Source organism: Altererythrobacter sp., from assembly GCF_050299635.1.
In the GTDB taxonomy this organism is placed as follows: domain Bacteria; phylum Pseudomonadota; class Alphaproteobacteria; order Sphingomonadales; family Sphingomonadaceae; genus Erythrobacter.
Genome location: NZ_JBNKWF010000001.1, coordinates 107,595 through 126,661, shown reverse-complemented (window position 1 = coordinate 126,661; position 19,067 = coordinate 107,595). Strand labels below are relative to the sequence as shown.

General features: G+C 60.8%; 20 protein-coding genes. 14 read left to right on the top strand and 6 right to left on the bottom strand.

Annotated elements, in window-relative coordinates; all coding sequences use genetic code 11:
* The first annotated feature begins 43 nt into the window (after positions 1 to 43).
* The 8 genes from ACQY6C_RS00575 to ACQY6C_RS00540 all read left to right on the top strand — a co-directional run bounded on the left by ACQY6C_RS00575 (position 44) and on the right by ACQY6C_RS00540 (position 8,106).
* Positions 44 to 898 (top strand): hypothetical protein, encoded by an 855-nt coding sequence (locus ACQY6C_RS00575; RefSeq protein WP_427963552.1) that lies wholly within the window; start codon positions 44 to 46, stop codon positions 896 to 898.
* A 212-nt stretch (positions 899 to 1,110) separates the two neighbouring features.
* Positions 1,111 to 1,671 carry a ribosome maturation protein RimP gene (gene rimP, locus ACQY6C_RS00570; RefSeq protein ID WP_427963550.1) on the top strand — a complete coding sequence of 187 codons (561 nt, stop codon included), beginning with the start codon at positions 1,111 to 1,113 and terminating at the stop codon, positions 1,669 to 1,671.
* On the top strand, positions 1,671 to 3,335 hold the full coding sequence (gene nusA, locus ACQY6C_RS00565; RefSeq protein ID WP_427963548.1) for a transcription termination factor NusA: 1,665 nt from the start codon (positions 1,671 to 1,673) through the stop codon (positions 3,333 to 3,335). The genes rimP and nusA overlap by 1 nt, the downstream gene beginning before the upstream one ends.
* Positions 3,316 to 4,095, top strand: a complete 780-nt coding sequence (locus tag ACQY6C_RS00560) for a DUF448 domain-containing protein (protein ID WP_427963547.1) — start codon at positions 3,316 to 3,318, stop codon at positions 4,093 to 4,095. Before nusA ends, ACQY6C_RS00560 begins: the two co-directional genes overlap by 20 nt.
* Before the next feature lie 16 nt (positions 4,096 to 4,111).
* On the top strand, positions 4,112 to 6,652 hold the full coding sequence (gene infB / locus ACQY6C_RS00555; RefSeq protein ID WP_427963545.1) for a translation initiation factor IF-2: 2,541 nt from the start codon (positions 4,112 to 4,114) through the stop codon (positions 6,650 to 6,652).
* A gap of 26 nt (positions 6,653 to 6,678) precedes the next feature.
* The gene (locus ACQY6C_RS00550) at positions 6,679 to 7,224 is read left to right on the top strand and encodes a DUF1697 domain-containing protein (protein ID WP_427963544.1); all 546 of its coding nucleotides are present in this window, start codon (positions 6,679 to 6,681) and stop codon (positions 7,222 to 7,224) included.
* A complete protein-coding gene (gene rbfA / locus ACQY6C_RS00545) occupies positions 7,224 to 7,619 on the top strand; it encodes a 30S ribosome-binding factor RbfA (protein WP_427963542.1) in 396 nt (131 codons plus the stop codon). Before ACQY6C_RS00550 ends, rbfA begins: the two co-directional genes overlap by 1 nt.
* Positions 7,612 to 8,106, top strand: coding sequence for a GNAT family N-acetyltransferase (locus tag ACQY6C_RS00540; protein WP_427963540.1), 495 nt, complete (start codon positions 7,612 to 7,614; stop codon positions 8,104 to 8,106). Before rbfA ends, ACQY6C_RS00540 begins: the two co-directional genes overlap by 8 nt.
* Positions 8,107 to 8,109: 3 nt before the next feature.
* On the opposite strand, the gene ACQY6C_RS00535 is transcribed toward ACQY6C_RS00540, so the two are convergent.
* Positions 8,110 to 8,691: a YceI family protein gene (locus ACQY6C_RS00535; protein WP_427963538.1), complete on the bottom strand. Its 582-nt coding sequence runs from the start codon at positions 8,689 to 8,691 to the stop codon at positions 8,110 to 8,112.
* A gap of 98 nt (positions 8,692 to 8,789) precedes the next feature.
* Between ACQY6C_RS00535 and ACQY6C_RS00530 the strand changes: the two genes are divergently transcribed.
* Together ACQY6C_RS00530 and ACQY6C_RS00525 are read left to right on the top strand one after the other, a co-directional pair.
* Positions 8,790 to 9,368 carry a thymidine kinase gene (locus tag ACQY6C_RS00530; protein ID WP_427963536.1) on the top strand — a complete coding sequence of 193 codons (579 nt, stop codon included), beginning with the start codon at positions 8,790 to 8,792 and terminating at the stop codon, positions 9,366 to 9,368.
* 24 nt (positions 9,369 to 9,392) lie between these two features.
* A complete protein-coding gene (locus tag ACQY6C_RS00525) occupies positions 9,393 to 10,073 on the top strand; it encodes a site-2 protease family protein (protein ID WP_427963534.1) in 681 nt (226 codons plus the stop codon).
* Here the strand turns inward: ACQY6C_RS00525 and glpD are convergent.
* A complete protein-coding gene (gene glpD, locus ACQY6C_RS00520; protein ID WP_427963532.1) occupies positions 10,063 to 11,538 on the bottom strand; it encodes a glycerol-3-phosphate dehydrogenase in 1,476 nt (491 codons plus the stop codon). The two genes, ACQY6C_RS00525 and glpD, sit on opposite strands and share 11 nt — an antisense overlap.
* Before the next feature lie 46 nt (positions 11,539 to 11,584).
* Between glpD and truB the strand changes: the two genes are divergently transcribed.
* The 3 genes from truB (at position 11,585) to pnp (ending at position 15,341) form a co-directional block, all read left to right on the top strand.
* Entirely contained in the window at positions 11,585 to 12,601 is a 1,017-nt protein-coding gene (gene truB, locus ACQY6C_RS00515; RefSeq protein WP_427963530.1) for a tRNA pseudouridine(55) synthase TruB, read from the top strand.
* Between the two features lie 12 nt (positions 12,602 to 12,613).
* Positions 12,614 to 12,883, top strand: a complete 270-nt coding sequence (gene rpsO, locus ACQY6C_RS00510) for a 30S ribosomal protein S15 (RefSeq protein WP_427963528.1) — start codon at positions 12,614 to 12,616, stop codon at positions 12,881 to 12,883.
* Positions 12,884 to 13,055: 172 nt separating this feature from the next.
* Entirely contained in the window at positions 13,056 to 15,341 is a 2,286-nt protein-coding gene (pnp, locus tag ACQY6C_RS00505) for a polyribonucleotide nucleotidyltransferase (RefSeq protein ID WP_427963526.1), read from the top strand.
* Between the two features lie 77 nt (positions 15,342 to 15,418).
* On the opposite strand, the gene ACQY6C_RS00500 is transcribed toward pnp, so the two are convergent.
* The 4 genes from ACQY6C_RS00500 to ACQY6C_RS00485 all read right to left on the bottom strand — a co-directional run bounded on the left by ACQY6C_RS00500 (position 15,419) and on the right by ACQY6C_RS00485 (position 18,088).
* Positions 15,419 to 16,336, bottom strand: a complete 918-nt coding sequence (locus tag ACQY6C_RS00500) for a DUF481 domain-containing protein (RefSeq protein ID WP_427963525.1) — start codon at positions 16,334 to 16,336, stop codon at positions 15,419 to 15,421.
* A 66-nt stretch (positions 16,337 to 16,402) separates the two neighbouring features.
* Positions 16,403 to 16,927 (bottom strand): DUF1993 domain-containing protein, encoded by a 525-nt coding sequence (locus ACQY6C_RS00495; RefSeq protein ID WP_427963523.1) that lies wholly within the window; start codon positions 16,925 to 16,927, stop codon positions 16,403 to 16,405.
* Positions 16,928 to 17,030: 103 nt separating this feature from the next.
* The gene (locus ACQY6C_RS00490; RefSeq protein WP_427963522.1) at positions 17,031 to 17,318 is read right to left on the bottom strand and encodes a hypothetical protein; all 288 of its coding nucleotides are present in this window, start codon (positions 17,316 to 17,318) and stop codon (positions 17,031 to 17,033) included.
* Positions 17,319 to 17,401: 83 nt separating this feature from the next.
* Positions 17,402 to 18,088 (bottom strand): GcrA family cell cycle regulator, encoded by a 687-nt coding sequence (locus ACQY6C_RS00485; RefSeq protein WP_427963520.1) that lies wholly within the window; start codon positions 18,086 to 18,088, stop codon positions 17,402 to 17,404.
* Positions 18,089 to 18,160: 72 nt separating this feature from the next.
* On the opposite strand from ACQY6C_RS00485, the gene ACQY6C_RS00480 reads away from it, so the two are divergent.
* Entirely contained in the window at positions 18,161 to 19,048 is an 888-nt protein-coding gene (locus ACQY6C_RS00480) for an ABC transporter permease (protein ID WP_427963518.1), read from the top strand.
* The last annotated feature ends 19 nt before the right edge of the window (positions 19,049 to 19,067 follow it).

Sequence of the window (19,067 nt, the reverse complement as noted above, 5' to 3'; positions counted from 1 at the left end):
TGTTCGAGGATTTGGGTACTCCGACCGGGGAAGGGACAATCCTATGAAAATCAAGCCAAATTATCGCACCGCATTGCTTGTTGCTGTGCCGGCATTCGCCCTGGTGGCGACAGTGGCCGACGCACGCCATCAATGGGGCAAATATGAATGGGCCTATGATGGCACGGAAATTGCCAAGACTGTGGTCGACAACACGGATGGTGATTGGGGGCCTCGTGTCGCCATCGCCAATGCCGACTGGAATGAGTCGAGCAGGATCCAATCTCCCCTGACGGGTGGCAACAATGGCAATTGCGATTTCATTACAAACCAGATTCACGTCTGCAACGACGATTACGGCGCATCGGGCTGGCTCGGCATTGCGAGCATTTCGATCAACGGGAACGAGATCGTTGCGGGCACGACGAAGCTGAATGACTACTATTTCGCCCAACCGCAGTACAATACGGAAAGCTGGAAGCAGCTCGTGACCTGCCAGGAAATCGGCCACGATTATGGTCTCGCTCACCAGAACGAGAACTTCATGACGGACCGTACGACCTCTTGCATGGAATATACGAGCTGGCCTGAAGGGAACGAGCATCCCGACCAGCACGACTATGACGAACTAGAATCCATCTACACGACCGGCGGCGGCGGTGGTGGCGGCGGCAAGGGCGGTGGCAATGGCGGCGGCGGTGGTGGCGGTCCCAAGGGCAAGCCGGTCATGCTCCCGTCCGTTGGAAACACGCCGAGCGACTGGGGCAAGCCGGTCAAGAGCCTGCCCAATGGCAAGCCATTCGTATTCGAGCGGGACATGGGCAGCTATCGCGTAGTTACGCATGTGACCTGGACGATCGAAGAAGCTGGCGAGCAGGGCACCCCGCGCCGGCACAGCGGCGATCATCACTTCGACTGACAGGTTTTTGATCAGATGAAAGATCGGGGGCTCCGATAGCGGGGCCCCTTTTCTTTGTACCGATCCGTAGAGTCGATTGCCGCTTGTTTTTGCCGGAGGGTGCGCCTACATAGCCGCCATCCCGACATTGTCGATACAAGGTTTGGATGCTGGCGCCGCGAGGGGCCGGCCCGAAAGGCCTTTTCTGCAATGCCGCACGCAACGGAGAGCAAATGGCGGATATCGCGCGCCTGAATGAAGTGATCGAGCCCGAGGCAAATGCCCTGGGTTTCGAACTCGTGCGCGTGAAGATGATGCCATCCGAGGCCGGTGATGGCGGCCAGGCTCTGCAGATCATGGCGGAGGACCCTGCGACCGGTCAGCTCATCATCGATCAATGCGCCGCGCTCAGCCGCCGCGTATCGGAAAAGATCGACGAACTCGAAGAGCAGGGCGAAGTTCTGGTCGAAGGTGCCTATCACCTCGAAGTGAGTTCGCCGGGCATTGACCGTCCGCTTACTCGCGAGAAGGATTTCGCCAATTGGGCGGGGCACGAAGCGCGGATCGTGATGGTGAAGGGCTTCGATGGGCGGCGCACTTACAAGGGCCTGCTCAAGGGCATCGATGGCGACATGGTGACCATTGAAGACAATAAGGCAGGCGAAGTTGCGCTTGACCGCAATCAGTTCCATTCGGCGAAACTTGTCTTGACCGATGAGCTTATCGCCGCCACCCAGCCGCTCGACGCGAGCGGTGCAGACGAACTCGTAGAAGAAGAGAAGGCAGACGACTGATGGCCAGTGCCATTTCCGCCAACAAGGCTGAACTGCTAGCGATTGCCAATGCGGTCGCTTCGGAAAAGATGATCGACAAGGCGATCGTCATCGAAGCGATGGAAGAGGCGATTCAGAAAAGCGCCCGCAACCGCTATGGTGCGGAAAACGACATTCGGGCCAAGCTCGATCCCGACACGGGCGATCTGCGCCTGTGGCGTGTCGTCGAGGTTGTTGAAGAGGTCGAGGACTACTTCAAGCAGGTCGATCTCAAGGCCGCACAGAAACTCGATGCCGATGCCAAGCTGGGCGACTTCATCGTTGATCCGCTGCCGCCGGTCGATCTGGGCCGCATCGACGCGCAGAGCGCCAAGCAGGTGATCTTCCAGAAGGTCCGCGATGCGGAACGTGAACGCCAGTTCGAAGAGTTCAAGGATCGCGCGGGCGAAGTCATCACCGGCGTTATCAAATCGGTCGAGTTCGGCCATGTGATCGTCAATCTCGGCCGGGCCGAAGGCGTCATCCGTCGTGACCAGCAAATTCCGCGCGAAGCCGCCCGTGTGGGCGAGCGTGTGCGTGCGCTCATCACCAAGGTAGAGCGCAACAATCGCGGTCCGCAGATTTTCCTCAGCCGCGCGCATCCCGATTTCATGCGCAAGCTGTTCGCGCAGGAAGTGCCCGAGATTTACGATGGTATCATCGAGATCAAGGCCGCGGCTCGCGATCCCGGCAGCCGCGCCAAGATCGGCGTCATCAGCCACGATAGCTCGATCGATCCGGTCGGCGCCTGCGTCGGCATGAAGGGCAGCCGTGTGCAAGCCGTCGTGCAGGAACTGCAGGGCGAAAAGATCGACATCATTCCCTGGTCGGAAGATACGGCGACCTTCGTCGTCAACGCGCTGCAGCCCGCCACCGTCAGCCGCGTGGTTCTCGACGAAGACGAAACGCGCATCGAAGTTGTTGTGCCCGATGACCAGCTTTCGCTGGCGATCGGTCGCCGCGGGCAGAACGTGCGCCTCGCCAGCCAGCTCACCGGTCACCAGATCGATATCATGACCGAAGAAGAAGCGAGCGAGAAGCGCAGCAAGGAGTTCGCTGAACGCTCCAAGATGTTCGAGGAAGAGCTCGACGTCGATGAGACGCTCAGCCAGTTGCTGGTGGCCGAAGGCTTCGCCGAACTGGAAGAAGTCGCCTATGTCGAACTGGCCGAGCTGGCCAGCATCGAAGGCTTCGACGAAGAACTGGCCGAAGAGCTCCAGTCGCGTGCGATCGAGGCGCTTGAGCGTCAGGAAGGGACCTATCGCGAAGAGCGTCGTGCACTGGGCGTTGAAGACGATCTCGCTGAAATGCCGCATCTGAGCGAAGCCATGCTGGTGACGTTGGGCAAGGCGGGCATCAAGACTCTCGACGATCTGGCCGATCTCGCCACCGACGAGCTGATTGCCAAGAAGCGTGAAGCACCGCGCCGCCGCAACAATGCGGATGGCCCGCCGATGCGTCGTCCGCAGCGCCAGGAAGACAAGGGCGGTGTGCTGGGCGAATATGGTCTTAGCGAAGAGCAGGGCAACGAGATCATCATGGCTGCCCGTGCTCATTGGTTCGAGGACGAGGAGCCGGCAGCAGCCGAAGCTCCGGCCGGCGAGCCCGAAACCCAGGAGGCCGCCGATGCGGACTCCGAACAATGAGCGCCTGACGCCAGACATCGCTGAAGCACCCAAGGCACGGACATCTTCCGAGCCCGACAGGTCCTGTTCGAACGGCAAATCGCCGGAGCGTCGCTGCATCCTCACGGGGAAGAATGGGTCGCGCGATTCATTGCTGCGCCTCGCGATTTCTCCTGCAGGGGATGTGCTTCCCGATCCCGCTGCCAAGGCTCCCGGCCGCGGTGCCTGGATCGGCGTGACCCGTGCCGAGCTTGAAACCGCGCTTGCGAAAGGCCATTTGAGGGGCGCGTTGGCGCGCGCCTTCAAGGGTGCCCCACTTTCGATCCCCGAGGATCTTCCTCAGATGATCGAAACGGCATTGATGCGCAGCTTCAAGGACCGGCTCGGGTTGGAAATGCGCGCGGGCAAGCTTGCCCTCGGGTCTGACCGGATCGCCGAACAGGCCAGGATGGGCCGTGTGGCCCTGTTGCTGCACGCTGCCGACAGCGGCGAAGACGGGCGCAAGAAGCTCGATCAGGCCTGGCGCGTTGGCCAGGATCTGGAAGGCAGCGGTGAACGCGGTTTGGTCTTGCCTCTGGACCGGGCGGCTTTGTCTGTGGCATTGGGCCGCGACAATGTCGTCCATCTGGGCGTGATGGGCCATGGAGCCGATGATGCGGCACCCGAACGGGTCGGGAAGGCGCTGGCGCGCCTGCTGCACTATCTGGGGGTTGCCAAACCCGGTGATTGCGATGGGGTTCCGCCTTTGGCGGGCCCTGTGGACGATGAATTGAATGCGTGAAGGAATAGCGAGCTAAATGAGCGACGAAGAAAACAAACCTGCCCGTAAACCGCTTGGCCTCAAGCGTGCGGTCGATGCTGGAGAGGTCAAGCAGACCTTCAGCCATGGCCGCACCAACAAGGTTGCGGTCGAGGTCAAGCGCCGCCGCAAGCTCGTGAAGCCGGGCGAGGAGCCTGCGGCTCCTCCTCCGCCTCCGCCTCCACCCCCGGTGGTCGAGGAGAAGCCTGCGCCGGCACCCAAGAAGAAGCCTGCTGCGCCTGCAGAGACCCCGCAGGAACGCGTCGCACGCCTTCAGCGCGAGGCCGAAGAAGAGCGCCTGCGTCTGGCGGAAGAAGCGCGCAAGCGCGACGATCAGGCTGCGAAAAAGGCTGCCGAGGACGAGAAGAAGCGCGCCGAAGAAAATCGCGCTCAGGAAAAGCGGGCCGAAGTAGAGGCCGAGCAGCGCAAGGTGGAAGAAGCGCAGGCGGCATCCAAGGCGGAAGCGGAACCAGAACCCGCTGCTTCCAAGGAAGCGAAAGAAGCGGGTACCCCAACTCCTTCTCCGCGCAAGTTCACGCCGGTTGCCCGACCTGAGCCGAAGAAGCCGGAAAAGAAGAAGAAGGAAGAAAAGCCCGGACGCGGCGGCGCACCAGCTGGCGAACGCCCCGACAAGCGGCGTTCCGGCAAGCTCACCGTTTCGCGTGCGCTCAACGAGGATGAGGGCCGTCGCGCACGCTCGCTCGCCGCGCTCAAGCGTGCGCGTGAGAAGGAGCGCCGTTCACAGGGTGGACCGTCCAAGCCGCGCGAGAAGCAGGTGCGCGACGTGGTCGTTCCCGAAGCAATCACGGTTCAGGAGCTTGCCAACCGCATGGCGGAAAAGGGCGCCGACCTGGTGAAGGCGCTGTTCAATATGGGCATGATGGTGACCGTTAACCAGACGATCGACGCCGATACGGCCGAGCTGCTGGTTGAAGAATTCGGTCATAATATCAAGCGTGTATCCGAAAGCGATGTCGACATCTCGACCGAAGAGGATGTCGATCCGGAAGAAACGCTGGAATCGCGCCCGCCTGTCGTCACGATCATGGGCCATGTCGATCACGGCAAGACCAGTCTGCTCGACGCGTTGCGCGGAACCGATGTGACCAAGGGCGAAGCCGGTGGCATCACCCAGCATATCGGCGCCTACCAGATTACCACCAAGGGATCGGGCAAGGACAAGGGACACAAGATCACCTTCCTCGATACGCCGGGGCACGAGGCATTCACAGAAATGCGCGCGCGCGGTGCGAATGTGACCGATATCGTGGTGCTGGTGGTTGCGGCGGACGATGGAATCATGCCGCAGACGATCGAAGCCATCAATCACACCAAGGCTGCGGGCGTCCCGATGATCGTCGCGATCAACAAGTGCGACAAGCCTGAGGCCGCCCCGGACAATATCCGCAACCGGCTGCTTGAACACGAGGTGATCGTGGAGAAGATGTCGGGCGACGTGCAGGATGTGGAAGTTTCCGCGACCAAGGGCACCGGGCTCGATGATCTGATCGAGAAGATCCTGCTTCAGGCCGAATTGCTCGAACTCAAGGCACGGCCTGATCGCGATGCGGAAGCCACCGTGGTCGAGGCACAACTCGACAAGGGTCGCGGTCCGGTCGCGACCGTGCTGATCACGCGCGGCACGCTCAAGCGTGGCGATACCTTCGTTGTCGGTACCGAGAGCGGGCGCGTGCGCGCTCTGATCGATGACAAGGGCAAGCAGGTGAAGGAAGCCGGCCCCTCCACGCCGGTCGAGGTCCTTGGCCTTGGCGGTGTGCCGGGTGCAGGCGACCAGCTTACCGTGGTCGAGAACGAACAGCGCGCCCGCGAAGTTGCCCAGTACCGCCAGGAAAAGGCGACCGAGCAGCGCACCGCGCTCGCCCCGACCAGCTTCGACACCATGTTCACCAACCTCCAGTCGAATGTCATCGAATGGCCTGTAGTTGTGAAGGCGGACGTGCAGGGTTCGGTCGAAGCGATCGTCAATGCGTTGCACAATCTCTCGAATGACGAGATCAAGGTTCGCGTGCTGCATGCCGGTGTAGGTGCAATCACTGAAACTGACGTGACTCTCGCCGCGGCGTCGAAGGCACCGATCATCGGCTTCAACGTGCGCCCCAATGCCAAGGCGCGCCAACTGGTCGACAAGGAAAAGGTCCGGATGATGTATTACGACGTCATCTATCACCTGACCGAGGAGATCGCGAAGGAAATGGCGGGCGAGCTGGGTCCGGAGCGGATCGAGCACGTTGTCGGCCGGGCCGAAGTCAAGCAGGTCTTCCCTGCGGGCAAGAAGGACAAGGCCGCCGGCCTCTTGGTGCTCGATGGGGTTATCCGCAAAGGCCTCCATGCCCGTCTCACGCGCGAGGATGTCATCGTTTCGGCGACCACCATCGCTTCGCTGCGGCGCTTCAAGGACGATGTGGACGAAGTCCGCGCCGGCCTCGAATGCGGTGTGGTGCTGGAAGACACCAACGATATCAAGGCAGGCGACAACCTCGAAGTCTTCGAAGTCGAGGAGCGTGAGCGGACGTTGTGATCTGGTGATGGGAGCGTTGTGGTGAGATGACCCGCTACGTCGCTCTCCTCGCCGGGATAAACGTCGGTGGTAATCGGCTGACAATGGCCGATTTGCGCGACGCGTTGGAACGCGAGGAATTCGAGGCAATCGAAACGGTCGTCGCCAGCGGCAACGTGCTGTTCGACCATGAGGAGCGGCCATCCGCCGGGCTTGCCGAGAAGCTCGCCTGGGTGGTCCGCGATCGCTTTGACATCGAGACATTCGCCATTGTGATGACGCGCGCGGAACTTGCCGCCGCTATCGCTGAGAACCCGTTTTCCGAAGATGGTGAGGAGAAGTTCGTCCACACCATATTCTTTATGGGTCAACCGGAGGCAGACGCGGTAGAGAATCTGATTCTAGACTATACTGGCAAGGGCAATGAGCGGATCGCCGCAGGCACAAATGCACTGCATGTCGACTATGTCGACGGAGCAGGAAACAGCAAGCTGACCGGCGATTTCATTGAACGGCGGCTTGGCATGAAGGGCACGGCGCGCAATATGCGCAGTATGAAACGCATTCTGGCCAAAATGGATGAGGAAGTCTGATGGCGCGCCAGCAATTCACACCCGAGCAGCATTCGGTTCGCGTCCTCAAGGTCAGCGAGCGGGTTCGCCATATCCTGAGCGAATTGCTTGCGCGGCAGGAAGTGCATGACGAGACCGTGAGCGCGGCCAATATCGCCGTTACAGAAGTGCGCATGACGCCTGATCTGCGCAATGCCACCGCCTATGTGAAGCCGCTGCTCGGCGCGGGCGAGGATGATATCGTCAAGGCGCTGCGGCAGAACACCGCCTATCTCCAGCGCGAAGTGGCCAAGCGGCTAGGCTTGAAATTCGCCCCCAAGCTCAAGTTTCGCGGCGACGAAAGCTTTGACGAAGCGGACCGGATCGAGCGACTGCTGCGCGATCCCAAGGTGGCGCGCGATCTGGGCGATGACTGATCGCAGTTGGCGATTGCGCACATTCCGTCCCGGCGATGTCGGCATGATCGGCGCGCGCCAGGCACTGCTCTATGCGCAAGAAAATGGCTGGGGTGCAGAGCTGGAAACGCTGATCTATGAAATCTGCGCGCGCTTTCTGCGCGAATTCAAGCCTGGCCGCGAACAATGCTGGGTCGCAGAACATGATGGGCAGATGCTGGGCGGAGTTATGCTGGTTGCGGAAGAGGGCGAGCCCGATACCGCGCGGCTGCGATTGCTCTATGTTGAACCGGCTGGACGCGGCATGGGCATCGGTGGTGCATTGGTACAGCAATGCACTGAATTTGCACGTGAAGCCGGATACAAACGTATTGTGCTGTGGACCCACGCCGTGCTCGACAGCGCGCGCAAAATCTATGCCGCAGAGGGTTTCCGTGTGACATCAACCGAAACGCAGGAAGAGTTCGGCAAGCCCGAAGTGAGCGAGCACTGGCTGCTCGAACTGTAACCCCTATTTGCTGGCGCCGAGCTGCGGTACCATTCGCGCCTTGAGCCTGATCGTCACCTTTTTGCCCACAATGAACCGATAGGCGGTCATGCCGTAGTCGCGGCGATCGATCTCCATCTCGCCGCTGAGCGTAATTGCCTGGCCTTGCGGCGCTTTGGTCGGCGGACGATCAAAGTCGACAAAAAGTTCTTCCTTACGCGTCACGCCGCGCGCGGTTAGCTTTCCTTCTACGCTGCCGTGGGTTGCATCGCGCATGGTCAGCTTGTGACCGACAAAATGGACAGTGGGATATTTCTCGACCCAGAAGAACTTCTCGCCGCGCAACCGCTTCAGCGTTACGCCATCAGGTGCGGTGAGGCGGGTAGCGTCGATGGTGACATCGACCAGCGCTTCGGACGGCTTGTCGGGCACTATCGTGACACGACCGCTCATTTTGGGGAAGCCGGCAGTTTTGCTGGCAAGGCCGAAGAATGCGACTTTGGCTGTGACGTCGCTGGAATCGGCGTCGAGCGTATAGCTGAGCGGGGCCGCTGCCATGAAGGCCAGCGCCAGGACCGGCAGCAGGAGCTTGCGTCCAGACAACATGCGACTCTCCATCGTGCCCCCGAAAGCCAACTATAACTCATTTGTGGAATATCGACGAGCGTGCTGGCCTAAATCCGCTCATTGGGCAAGGATGCTGCATGGCCAAGCTCTATTTCTACTACGCCAGCATGAATGCGGGTAAATCGACCACCCTGCTGCAGGCCGATTTCAACTATCGCGAGCGCGGGATGCATACCATGCTGTGGACCGCAGCGCTCGATGACCGTGGCGACGAAAAGGCGATTGAAAGCCGTATCGGGCTGGGCGCGGATGCCCACCGCTATCACTCCGGGACCGATTTGTGGGAAGATGTGACGGCGGCTCACAAGGTCGAGCCATTGGATTGCGTGTTGGTGGACGAGGCCCAGTTTCTCACCACGCAGCAGGTCTGGCAATTGGCGCGACTGGCCGATGAAGCCGGGATTCCGGTGCTTTGCTATGGACTGCGGACCGATTTCCAGGGCGAGCTCTTTCCCGGATCATCGGCATTGCTGGGCATTGCCGATGCGCTGGTCGAGCTCAAGGCGGTGTGCCATTGCGGGCGCAAGGCGACGATGAATCTGCGGGTGGACGAAAGCGGTGCCGCGGTTTCGGAAGGTGCCCAGACCGAGATCGGCGGAAACGACCGCTATGTCGCGCTGTGCCGCAAGCATTTTTCGGAAGCTCTGGCGGGATAGCTGCGGCGGGCCTATCTATCTGCAATGTCAGATACAGTTTCGCTTATAATCGTACTTGCCCCAGCGCTGATCGTGGCGATCGTGTTTCACGAGGTTGCTCATGGCCTGGTCGCCAGCTGGCTTGGCGATCCCACTGCGCGCGAGCAGAAGCGCCTCAGCCTCAATCCGCTGCGCCATGTCGATCCGGTCGGCACTCTGCTGGTGCCGGGCATGTTGGCGCTGGCCAGCGGACCGATCTTCGGCTGGGCCAAGCCTGTGCCGGTGGTAAAGCGGCGACTGCGCAACCCACGCTATGGCATGATGGCGGTCGCGGCGGCGGGGCCGGCAACGAACTTTGTACTGGCTGCCCTGGGAGCGATTGCGCTTGGGCTGCTTGCTCCAGCCTTGGCACCGGATGGCGCCGATGGGCCGGGATTGGTGACGCAGGGGCTGTTCTACTTTATCCTGATCAACATCTTCCTTGGCATGTTCAACCTGCTGCCAATCCCGCCTTTCGACGGTTCACATATCGTTGAGGGGCTGTTGCCGCGTCGCTATGTCCATCTCTACGAGAGGCTGCGCCCCTTCGGGATGCTGTTGTTCATGGGGCTTGTGTTGCTGACGTGGTTCGCACCGGGGCTGGGCGTACTCGAGAGCACGATCGGGCCGCCAGTCGATTGGGCGTTGCGGCAGTATCTCTCGCTGGCCGAGGCGGTCAGCGGCTAGCGAACCACTCCGTCACCTTGCGCTGGGCCGCTTTATCGAGATGCAGGCCCAGCTTGCTTCGCCGCCACAGGACATCCTCGGCAGAGCGCGCGAACTCCTCGCGCAGGAGATATTCCAACTCCGCCTCATAGAGGTCGCCGCCGAAATGCGCGCCAAGGTCTTCCAGTCCCCTGGCATTGCCTAGAACCCGGTCGATGCGCGTTCCGTATGCGCGCGCCAGCCGCAAAACGCCTTCAGGGCCGAACCAGGGATAGCTGGCCATGCATTCGGCAAAGAAGCTGTCGAAGCGGGCCGGATCGATGTCTCCGCCAGGGAGCGGGGTGTCGGCGGTCCATGCCTCGCCGCCTAGCCCGCCCAGCTTTTCCAACGCGTGTTCCGCCAGCTTGCGGTAGGTAGTCAGCTTGCCGCCGAAGATCGAAAGGATCGGCGCGCCGCCGCCTTCGTCCAGTTCGAACACATAGTCGCGCGTGACGGTGGAGTTGCTTTTCGAGTGATCGTCATAGAGCGGGCGAACGCCGGCATAGCTCCACACGGCATCCTGCGGCGACACGTCGCGGCGCAGATATTCGTTCACCGCGTCGCAGAGATAGCTTGCTTCACTATCGGAGATTTCGACCGAATTGGGATCGTCTTCGAACAGCATGTCGGTGGTGCCGACCAGCGTGAACTTGTGTTCGTAGGGGATGGCGAAGACGATCCGGTTGTCGCGGTTCTGGAAGATATAGGCGTGGCGGCCGTCGTACAGTTTCGGGAAGATCAGATGGCTTCCCTTGACCAGCCGCAGGTTCCGGTGGCTCTTGCCGGGGATCGCCGTGTCGAGAACGCCATCGACCCAGGGACCGGCGGCGTTGACGACGATACGCGCCTTGACGTTTTCTTCGCCGGTCTCGCTGCGCAGCGTGGCAGTCCAGCCGTCGGAGCTGCGTTTCAGACCCGTGCATTCGGTGTGCGTGCGGATATCGGCACCGCGCTCCCTCGCATCCATGGCGCTCAGCACCACCAGCCGCGCGTCCTGCACCCAGCAGTCCGAATATTCGAAGCCTTTGACCAGCCTGTCGTCGAGGATCTGCCCATGCGGCGGTGCGTGCAAATCCACCGTGCGCGTACCGGGCAGGAGCTTTCGTCCGCCCAGATTGTCATAGAGGAACAGCCCCAGCCGCAGCATCCATTTGGGCCGCAGGCCTGCGTCATGCGGCAGCACGAAGCGCAGCGGCCAGATGATGTGCGGGGCGATGCGTAGCAGCCGCTCGCGTTCGATCAGGCTTTCGCGCACAAGCCGGAATTCGAAATGTTCGAGATAGCGCAATCCGCCATGGATCAGCTTGGTCGATGCGCTGGAAGTGTGGCTCGCGAGATCGTCTTTCTCGACCAGCAGCACCCTGGCGCCGCGCCCGGCGGCGTCGCGGGCAATGCCTACGCCGTTGATTCCGCCGCCAATGATGAGAAGGTCGTATGTCTCGATCACGCTGCAAGGCATGGCGCGGATGCGCGGCTTTGGCTAGAGGCGTTGCGTGACTGATACCAAGAAACCTGCACTGCCCAATCCGCTCTCGGGCTGGATCATCCTCGACAAGCCGCGCGGACTTGGCTCGACGCAAGCCGTCAGTGCGGTCAAGCGCGTGCTGCGGACCGGCGGATATGCAAAGACCAAGGTCGGGCATGGCGGGACGCTTGACCCGCTGGCCGAAGGCGTTCTTCCGATCGCGCTGGGCGAGGCGACCAAGCTCGCCGGGCGGATGCTCGATGCGAGCAAGATCTACGAGTTCACGATCCAGTTCGGCGAGCAGACTGATACGCTCGACACTGAAGGCGAGGTGATTGAGCGCTCAGATCACTTTCCGCCCATGGCCGCGATTGCCGCAGTGCTGGAGCATTTCACTGGGGAAATCGAGCAAGTCCCGCCAGCCTATTCCGCCGTGAAAGTCGACGGCAGGCGGGCTTATGACAGGGCCCGCGCGGGTGAGGATGTGGACCTGAAGGTGAGGATGGTGACAATCCATTCGCTCGAACTGGCTTCGGGCTACCAGCAAGGCCGCGATCTCGAATCCGCATTTGCCACGACTGCGGGACGTCCGGACCCGTTTGACCCTACCGCACCGCTGGAATTGGCCGACAGCGTGACCCTCATCGCGCATGTTAGCAAAGGCACATACATACGCTCGCTTGCACGTGATATCGCGCACGCCCTTGGAACCTGCGGCCACGTTACCTATTTGCGGCGGATCAAGGCCGGCCCGTTCCACCAGGAACAGGCGATTTCGCTGGACAAACTGGAAGAAATCGGTAAGGGCGCGCCACTTCAAGACCTACTCCTGCCGCTCGGGGCAGGGCTGGACGACATCCCGGCCCTGAAACTCGATCCGGATAGCGCGCAGGCGGTCCGTCAGGGCCGGGTCCTTTCCGGAATGCCCCAAAGCGATGGGCTCTATTGCGCGATGCTGGATGATGTTCCCGTAGCGCTGATGGAACTCAATGCTGGGACGGCAAGAGTCGTCAGGGGTTTCAACCTACCCGGTGTCGCAGAGTAAGAGAGAACATACATGTCGGTTACTGCCGAAAAGAAACAGGAAATCATCAAGGACAACGCCCAGGGCAACAATGACACGGGCAGTCCGGAAGTACAGGTCGCGATCCTCACCGAGCGTATCCGCAACCTCACCGAACACTTCAAGGATCATCACAAGGACAATCACTCGCGTCGCGGGCTCCTGATGATGGTCAACAAGCGTCGCAACCTCCTCTCCTATCTCAAGAGGAAGGATGTGGAACGCTACAACGCACTGATCCAGAAGCTGGGTCTTCGCAAATAAGAGTTTCACGGGAAGGCGGCCCGCGGGCCGCCTTCTTCGTATTTGGGGCATGCGGGCATACGGCCCGCTCGCCTTGGGGCAGAAAGAACGCCCCAGACCGGACCGGGACGGATTGCCCGGCACTGTAGGCCCCGCGCGGCAATATGGCTCGCGGGTTCGTTAAGGAAAATCAATGTTCGACACTAAAACCGTATCGCTGGAGTGGGGCGGAAAGACCCTCACTCTGGAAACCGGCCGTATTGCCCGTCAGGCCGACGGCGCCGTGCTGGCCACCTATGGCGAAACCGTGGTGCTGTGCGCCGTGACCGCCGCCAAGAGTGTTCGCGAAGGGCAGGACTTCTTCCCGCTCACCGTGCACTACCAGGAAAAATTCGCCGCCGCGGGCCGAATCCCCGGCGGCTTCTTCAAGCGCGAAGGCCGCGCGACGGAGAAGGAAACGCTGACTTCCCGCCTGATTGACCGCCCCGTGCGGCCGCTCTTCCCGGAAGGTTTCTACAACGAAATCAACGTTATCGCGCAGGTCCTGTCTTATGATGGTGAGACCGAGCCCGATATCGTGGCGATGATCGCGGCTTCGGCTGCGCTGACCATCAGCGGCGTGCCCTTCATGGGCCCGATCGGCGCGGCACGCGTCGGCTTCCGCAATGGCGAATACGAGCTCAATCCGAGCATCGACAGCGCGCTGGACGAAGAAGGTCGCCTCGATCTGGTTGTTGCCGCAACGCAAGACGCGGTGATGATGGTCGAATCCGAAGCCAAGGAACTGACCGAGGAAGAAATGCTCGGCGCTGTCATGTTCGCGCATGAAGAATCGAAGAAGGTCATCGCGGCCATCGTCGATCTGGCCGAGCAGGCCGCCAATGAGCCTTGGGAAATCGACACGTCGGACGACACGTCTGCGATCAAGGAAAAGCTCCGCGGCATCGTGGGCGAAGACATCGCAGCAGCCTACAAGCTGACCGACAAATCGGCCCGTTCGGACGCGCTCAACGAAGCGCGCGCCAAGGCCAAGGAAGCCTTTGCCGAGGAGGAACCGCAGACGCAGATGGTCGCCAACAAGGCGGTCAAGAAGCTGGAAGCGGAAATCGTGCGCGGCGCCATCCTCAAGGACGGACAGCGTATCGACGGTCGCAAGCTGGACCAGGTTCGCCCGATCGAGGCGATGGTCGGCCTGCTGCCTCGCACCCACGGTTCGGCGCTGTTCACGCGCGGTGAAACGCAGGCGATCTGCACCACCACGCTGGGCACCAAGGATGCCGAGCAGATGATCGATGGTCTTGAGGGTCTCTCCTACAACCACTTCATGCTGCACTATAACTTCCCGCCCTATTCGGTCGGCGAAGTTGGTCGTTTCGGCTTCACTGGCCGCCGCGAAATCGGCCACGGCAAGCTGGCATGGCGCGCGCTGCACCCTGTGCTGCCCGCCCATGAGGACTTCCCCTATACGATCCGTGTGCTGTCAGACATCACCGAGTCCAACGGCTCGAGCTCGATGGCGACGGTCTGCGGCGGCTGCCTCAGCATGATGGACGCCGGCGTTCCGATCGAACGCCCGGTTTCCGGCATTGCGATGGGCCTGATCCTTGAGGGCGACGAGTTTGCCGTGCTGTCCGACATTCTGGGTGACGAAGATCACCTTGGTGACATGGACTTCAAGGTGGCTGGTTCCGAAAGCGGCATCACCTCGCTCCAGATGGACATCAAGGTGGCCGGGATCACCAAGGAAATCATGGCGCAGGCGCTGGAACAGGCCAAGGCCGGCCGTGCGCATATCCTGGGTGAGATGAACAAGGCGCTGGGCTCTGCCCGCACCGACGTTTCCAAGCACGCTCCGCGTATCGAAACGATGCAGATCGACAAGTCGAAGATCCGCGACGTCATCGGCACCGGCGGCAAGGTGATCCGCGAAATCGTGGCCGAAACCGGCGCGAAGGTGGACATCGACGACGAAGGCGTGATCAAGATCTCGTCTTCCGACCTCGACCAGATCGAGGCTGCGAAGAAGTGGATCGAAGGTATCGTCGAGGAAGCCGAAGTCGGGAAGATCTACACCGGCAAGGTCGTCAATATCGTCGATTTCGGTGCGTTCGTGAACTTCATGGGTGGCAAGGACGGTCTCGTCCACGTTTCCGAAATGAAGAACGAGCGGGTCGAGAAGCCGACTGACGTCGTTTCCGAAGGCCAGGAGGTCAAGGTCAAGGTCCTCGAGATCGACAATCGCGGCAAGGTCCGCCTGTCGATGCGCGTGGTCGATCAGGAAACCGGTGAAGAGCTGGAAGACACTCGCCCGCCGCGCGAACCGCGTGAACCTCGCGGTGACCGGGGCGATCGTCGTGGTCCGCGGGGCAACCGTGACCGTGGTCGCGGTGGTGATCGTGGCGGCCGGCGCGGTGGACGCGACGACGGCGGCAAAGACGAAGGCGGTGCGGCGCATATGCCGGACTTCCTGAAGGACTGATCGCCTTTAGCCAGAACAGAAAAGGCCGCGGGACCAGCGTCTCGCGGCCTTTTTCGTGCCCCGGTACCTATTTGTCGTTAGAAATCGTAAATCAGCGTAACCCGGCTCAGCGTATCCGTTTTGATCGCTCCCGGCGGCGGATTTGTATCGTGTTCCAGCGTGTAGGAGAGCCGGACTGAAATGTTGTCAGCGACATTCGCTTGAAGCCCGGTATTCGAAACGAAGCTGCTGTTGCCAGTCTGGAGATAGGCGCTGGCTTCCTCGACCAGCTTGATATTCCTGGCGAGCCGCCAGTCGAAATCTAGCGCGGCAAGTTCGGCCAGATCGGTTTCGGTTAAGCCCGTCGTGTCGACGGTTCGGCGCCAGGCCGGACCGACCTTGACCGATAACTGCATGTTTTTGGTGTCGACGAGATCATAGCCGAGACCGCCTGAAAGCGAATAGCGTGCCGAATATCCCTGGAATCGATCATGTTCATACTGCGCCAGACCGAAGACGAAGGCGTGGTGATTGACCCGAATGTTCGGTTCATAGGCGAAGATGTATTGCTCGCGCGTCGTTCTGCCTCTCGACCTTTGGTAGTCGGCCCGGCCGCGAAGCTTATGCCTCCAGTTGATTCCATCCCTGGTAAGCTTCAGCCCGACCGTGAACCCGGTGTTCGGACTGTTACCGGTTGAACGGAATGCGCCGAACTCACCCTTGCCTGACCACTGCTCGAACACCCCCGCATGGCGAAGCGCTGCCTCCTTCTCTTGCGCAACCTTTGCCGCCAACTGACGTTGTTCATCGTCATAGGCCTTGAGAAGCGCGTTGATCTCTTCAGCATCGTCAGGATTTGTCTTGAGAGCCAGGCGAATGATCTTACGCACCGTGGCCGGATCTTCACCATCGATTGCGGCTTCGATCATTGCGCGGACGGGTTCCGCCAACTCGGCACGCAGGGGAGATGCGGTTGTTAGCGCTATCATCGAAAGGGCATACAATGTGCGTCGCATGATTTTCCTCTCGCGCGATCGATGCATGGTTCGGGCGCGAACGTAAATTGGCATATTGGGCAGCGATCAGGTCAGAACGCGCGGCACTCCCATAAAGTCGCGCTTACCGATTTCAACGCCCTTCATGCGCAAAATGTCGTAGAAGGTCGTGGCGTGGAAGTAGAAGTTCGGCTGGCTGAAACTGAGCAGGAAGTTCTGCCCCGTGAACTCCATTAGCCGTTTCCCGCCGAGCACGAAGCCAACAGTCGTATCGGCAATGGCCTCCAGTTCGTCAGGAGTGACCTTGGCCAGGCCATCCTGCGCTGCGGCAATCTGCGCGCGCATTGCGTTCCAGCTATCGGGAATGTCGGTAAAGTCGGGCGAAAACTCGCCTGTCGGCAAGAGGCTGATGACATAGGCGGAATGCACCCAGCAGCTGCGAACATGCCAGGGCAGCGTCCACATGGTCTCGGCCAGCTTTGCCTCGATCAGATCGATATCGGACAAGCCGTTCTCTTTCACATGCACTTCGGCCTTGTCGATAAGGTGGTTCACCGCACCGAGGATCTGCTGGCAACCTGGAACGAAAGCATCATAGAGCGAGAGGGACATTGGGGGGGATCCTTTGCGCGGAAAATGCATGAAGGTGGTGGGAGGGTGGCTACCTAATCATCACGCACGTGCCCGCGCAAGAGGCTGCAGCTGCGGAACGCGGTTACTCCTCTCGCTTGCCTGGCGGGACAAAGCCCTCGCCATCGCCGAAATCGTCGATCACGGACTTTTCTGCGCGGAAGCAATAGCGCGCGGTCAACAGGAGGCCGGTGGCCACCACGAGGCCGGGCCAATGGGTCGTCCAGTCGAATTCGTCTGAACTGAGCGATAGATAGGCTGCGAGCAGGCCAATCGCGCCCAGCAGACTACCGAGAAGGCGATTCATACCCAGTTCGATCCGCCGCCCGATATTGCGGCGGTACCAGTTTTCCTTGCCGTCTCTATCGCTCATGCCAAAACTCCCGCCTGCAATTGTCGCAGGCAGAGGTTACCGGCGGCTAAAGCCGGGTCAAGCGGTTGGAATTGCCGTGTGGATCAGCGGACGCGCGGTCCGCCGAAAGGCAGCGGCGGAGGAGGTCTGCGGGCGCCGCGCGGAAGCTGGGCCTGGAAGGCCCGACCGCAATGCTCAACGCAATAGGGGAAGCCCGGGTTCACAGCCTCACCGCAGAAATGGAAGTCCGGTTCGCCCGGATGCCCCATCGGCCAGCGGCACACCTTGTCCGACAGGTCCAGCAGGCTGGTCTTGTCCGCAATCTCGGGGCTGGGCTTGGCTGGAACCAGACGCCGAGGAGGAGCGGGCGGGATCGGTGCCTGCTGGTCGCCAGGGCCCTGGCGCAGGAAGCCGCCCGGGCCAACCGATACGATCTTGGGCAAATCGGGAGTGGGGTTGGGCAATGGCTGCGACGGGATTGCGCTCCTGTCTTGAGTGGGTGCGGGGCCTTCGTCCTTCTTGGGCGCAGGCTTGGCCGCCGGTTTTGCCGCCGCCTTCGCTGCGGGTTTCTTGGCCGTCACTGACTTGGCTGCCGGCTTCTTGGTCGCTGCAGCCTTCTTCTTGTCATTTGCCTTGACCGGGGAAGGGCGCGCCTTGAGGCCCAGGCGATGTGCCTTGCCGATTACAGCATTTCGGCTGACTCCGCCCAGCTCATCGGCGATCTGGCTGGCAGTAGCGCCGCCTTCCCACATCTTCTTGAGCGTTGCGATCCGTTCGTCGGTCCAACTCATTCGAAATCCAATTCCAGTTCATCTGGGCCGTGGCGCTTGCCACCATCGTGACTTGCCCCTAACCGCGCAAACATGGCCGATCAAGCACCTGCCAAGCCCGTATCTGAGAATTCTGCCGTCATTGACGCGTCCGGCGAGAGTTCAAGCTTTCCGCCCCGTGGCGTGCCGATCATCACCGGCATCAACCGCATTGGACTGTGGAGCCTCTATATTAAGGAGGTTCGGCGGTTTCTCAAGGTGCACACGCAAACAATATGGGGCCCGGCGGTCACCACGCTGCTGTTCCTGATCATCTTCTCCGTCGCGCTGGGTAGAGGCGGGCGAGAGGTACTGGGCGTTCCCTTCGCCAGCTTCGTTGCACCGGGCCTGATCGTGATGGGCATGATGCAGAACGCTTTTGCCAATTCGTCATTCTCCCTGCTTGCGGGCAAGATTCAGGGAACCATCATCGATATTCTCATGCCGCCGCTGTCCGAAGGCGAATTGATGACGGGAATTCTGGCGGCAGCCGTCACTAGAGCCGTGATGGTTGGTGCAACGGTCGCCTTGGCGATGGTGCTGTGGCCCGGAGTGACCATTTCGATCGCGCATTGGTGGGCGGTGATCTGGTTTGGACTAATGGGCTCACTGATGCTTGCGATCCTTGGCCTTGCGACATCTATCTGGGCCGAGAAGTTCGACCACAATGCGGCGATTACCAATTTCGTGATTGCGCCGCTCTCGCTTCTTTCGGGAACATTCTACACGATCGACAATCTGCATGGCGTGTTCCAGGCGATCAGTCGCACCAATCCGTTCTTCTACATCATCTCCGGTTTCCGCTATGGCTTTCTGGGCCAAAGCGACATCGGCGATGACCGGGCGGTGCTGTTCGCGGCGCTGGGTCTGCTCGCACTCAATCTTGCGATGGGTTTCGTGACCTACCGCGTGCTAAAATCGGGTTGGAAACTGAAGGACTGACGCACGAGCGCCGGTGCGC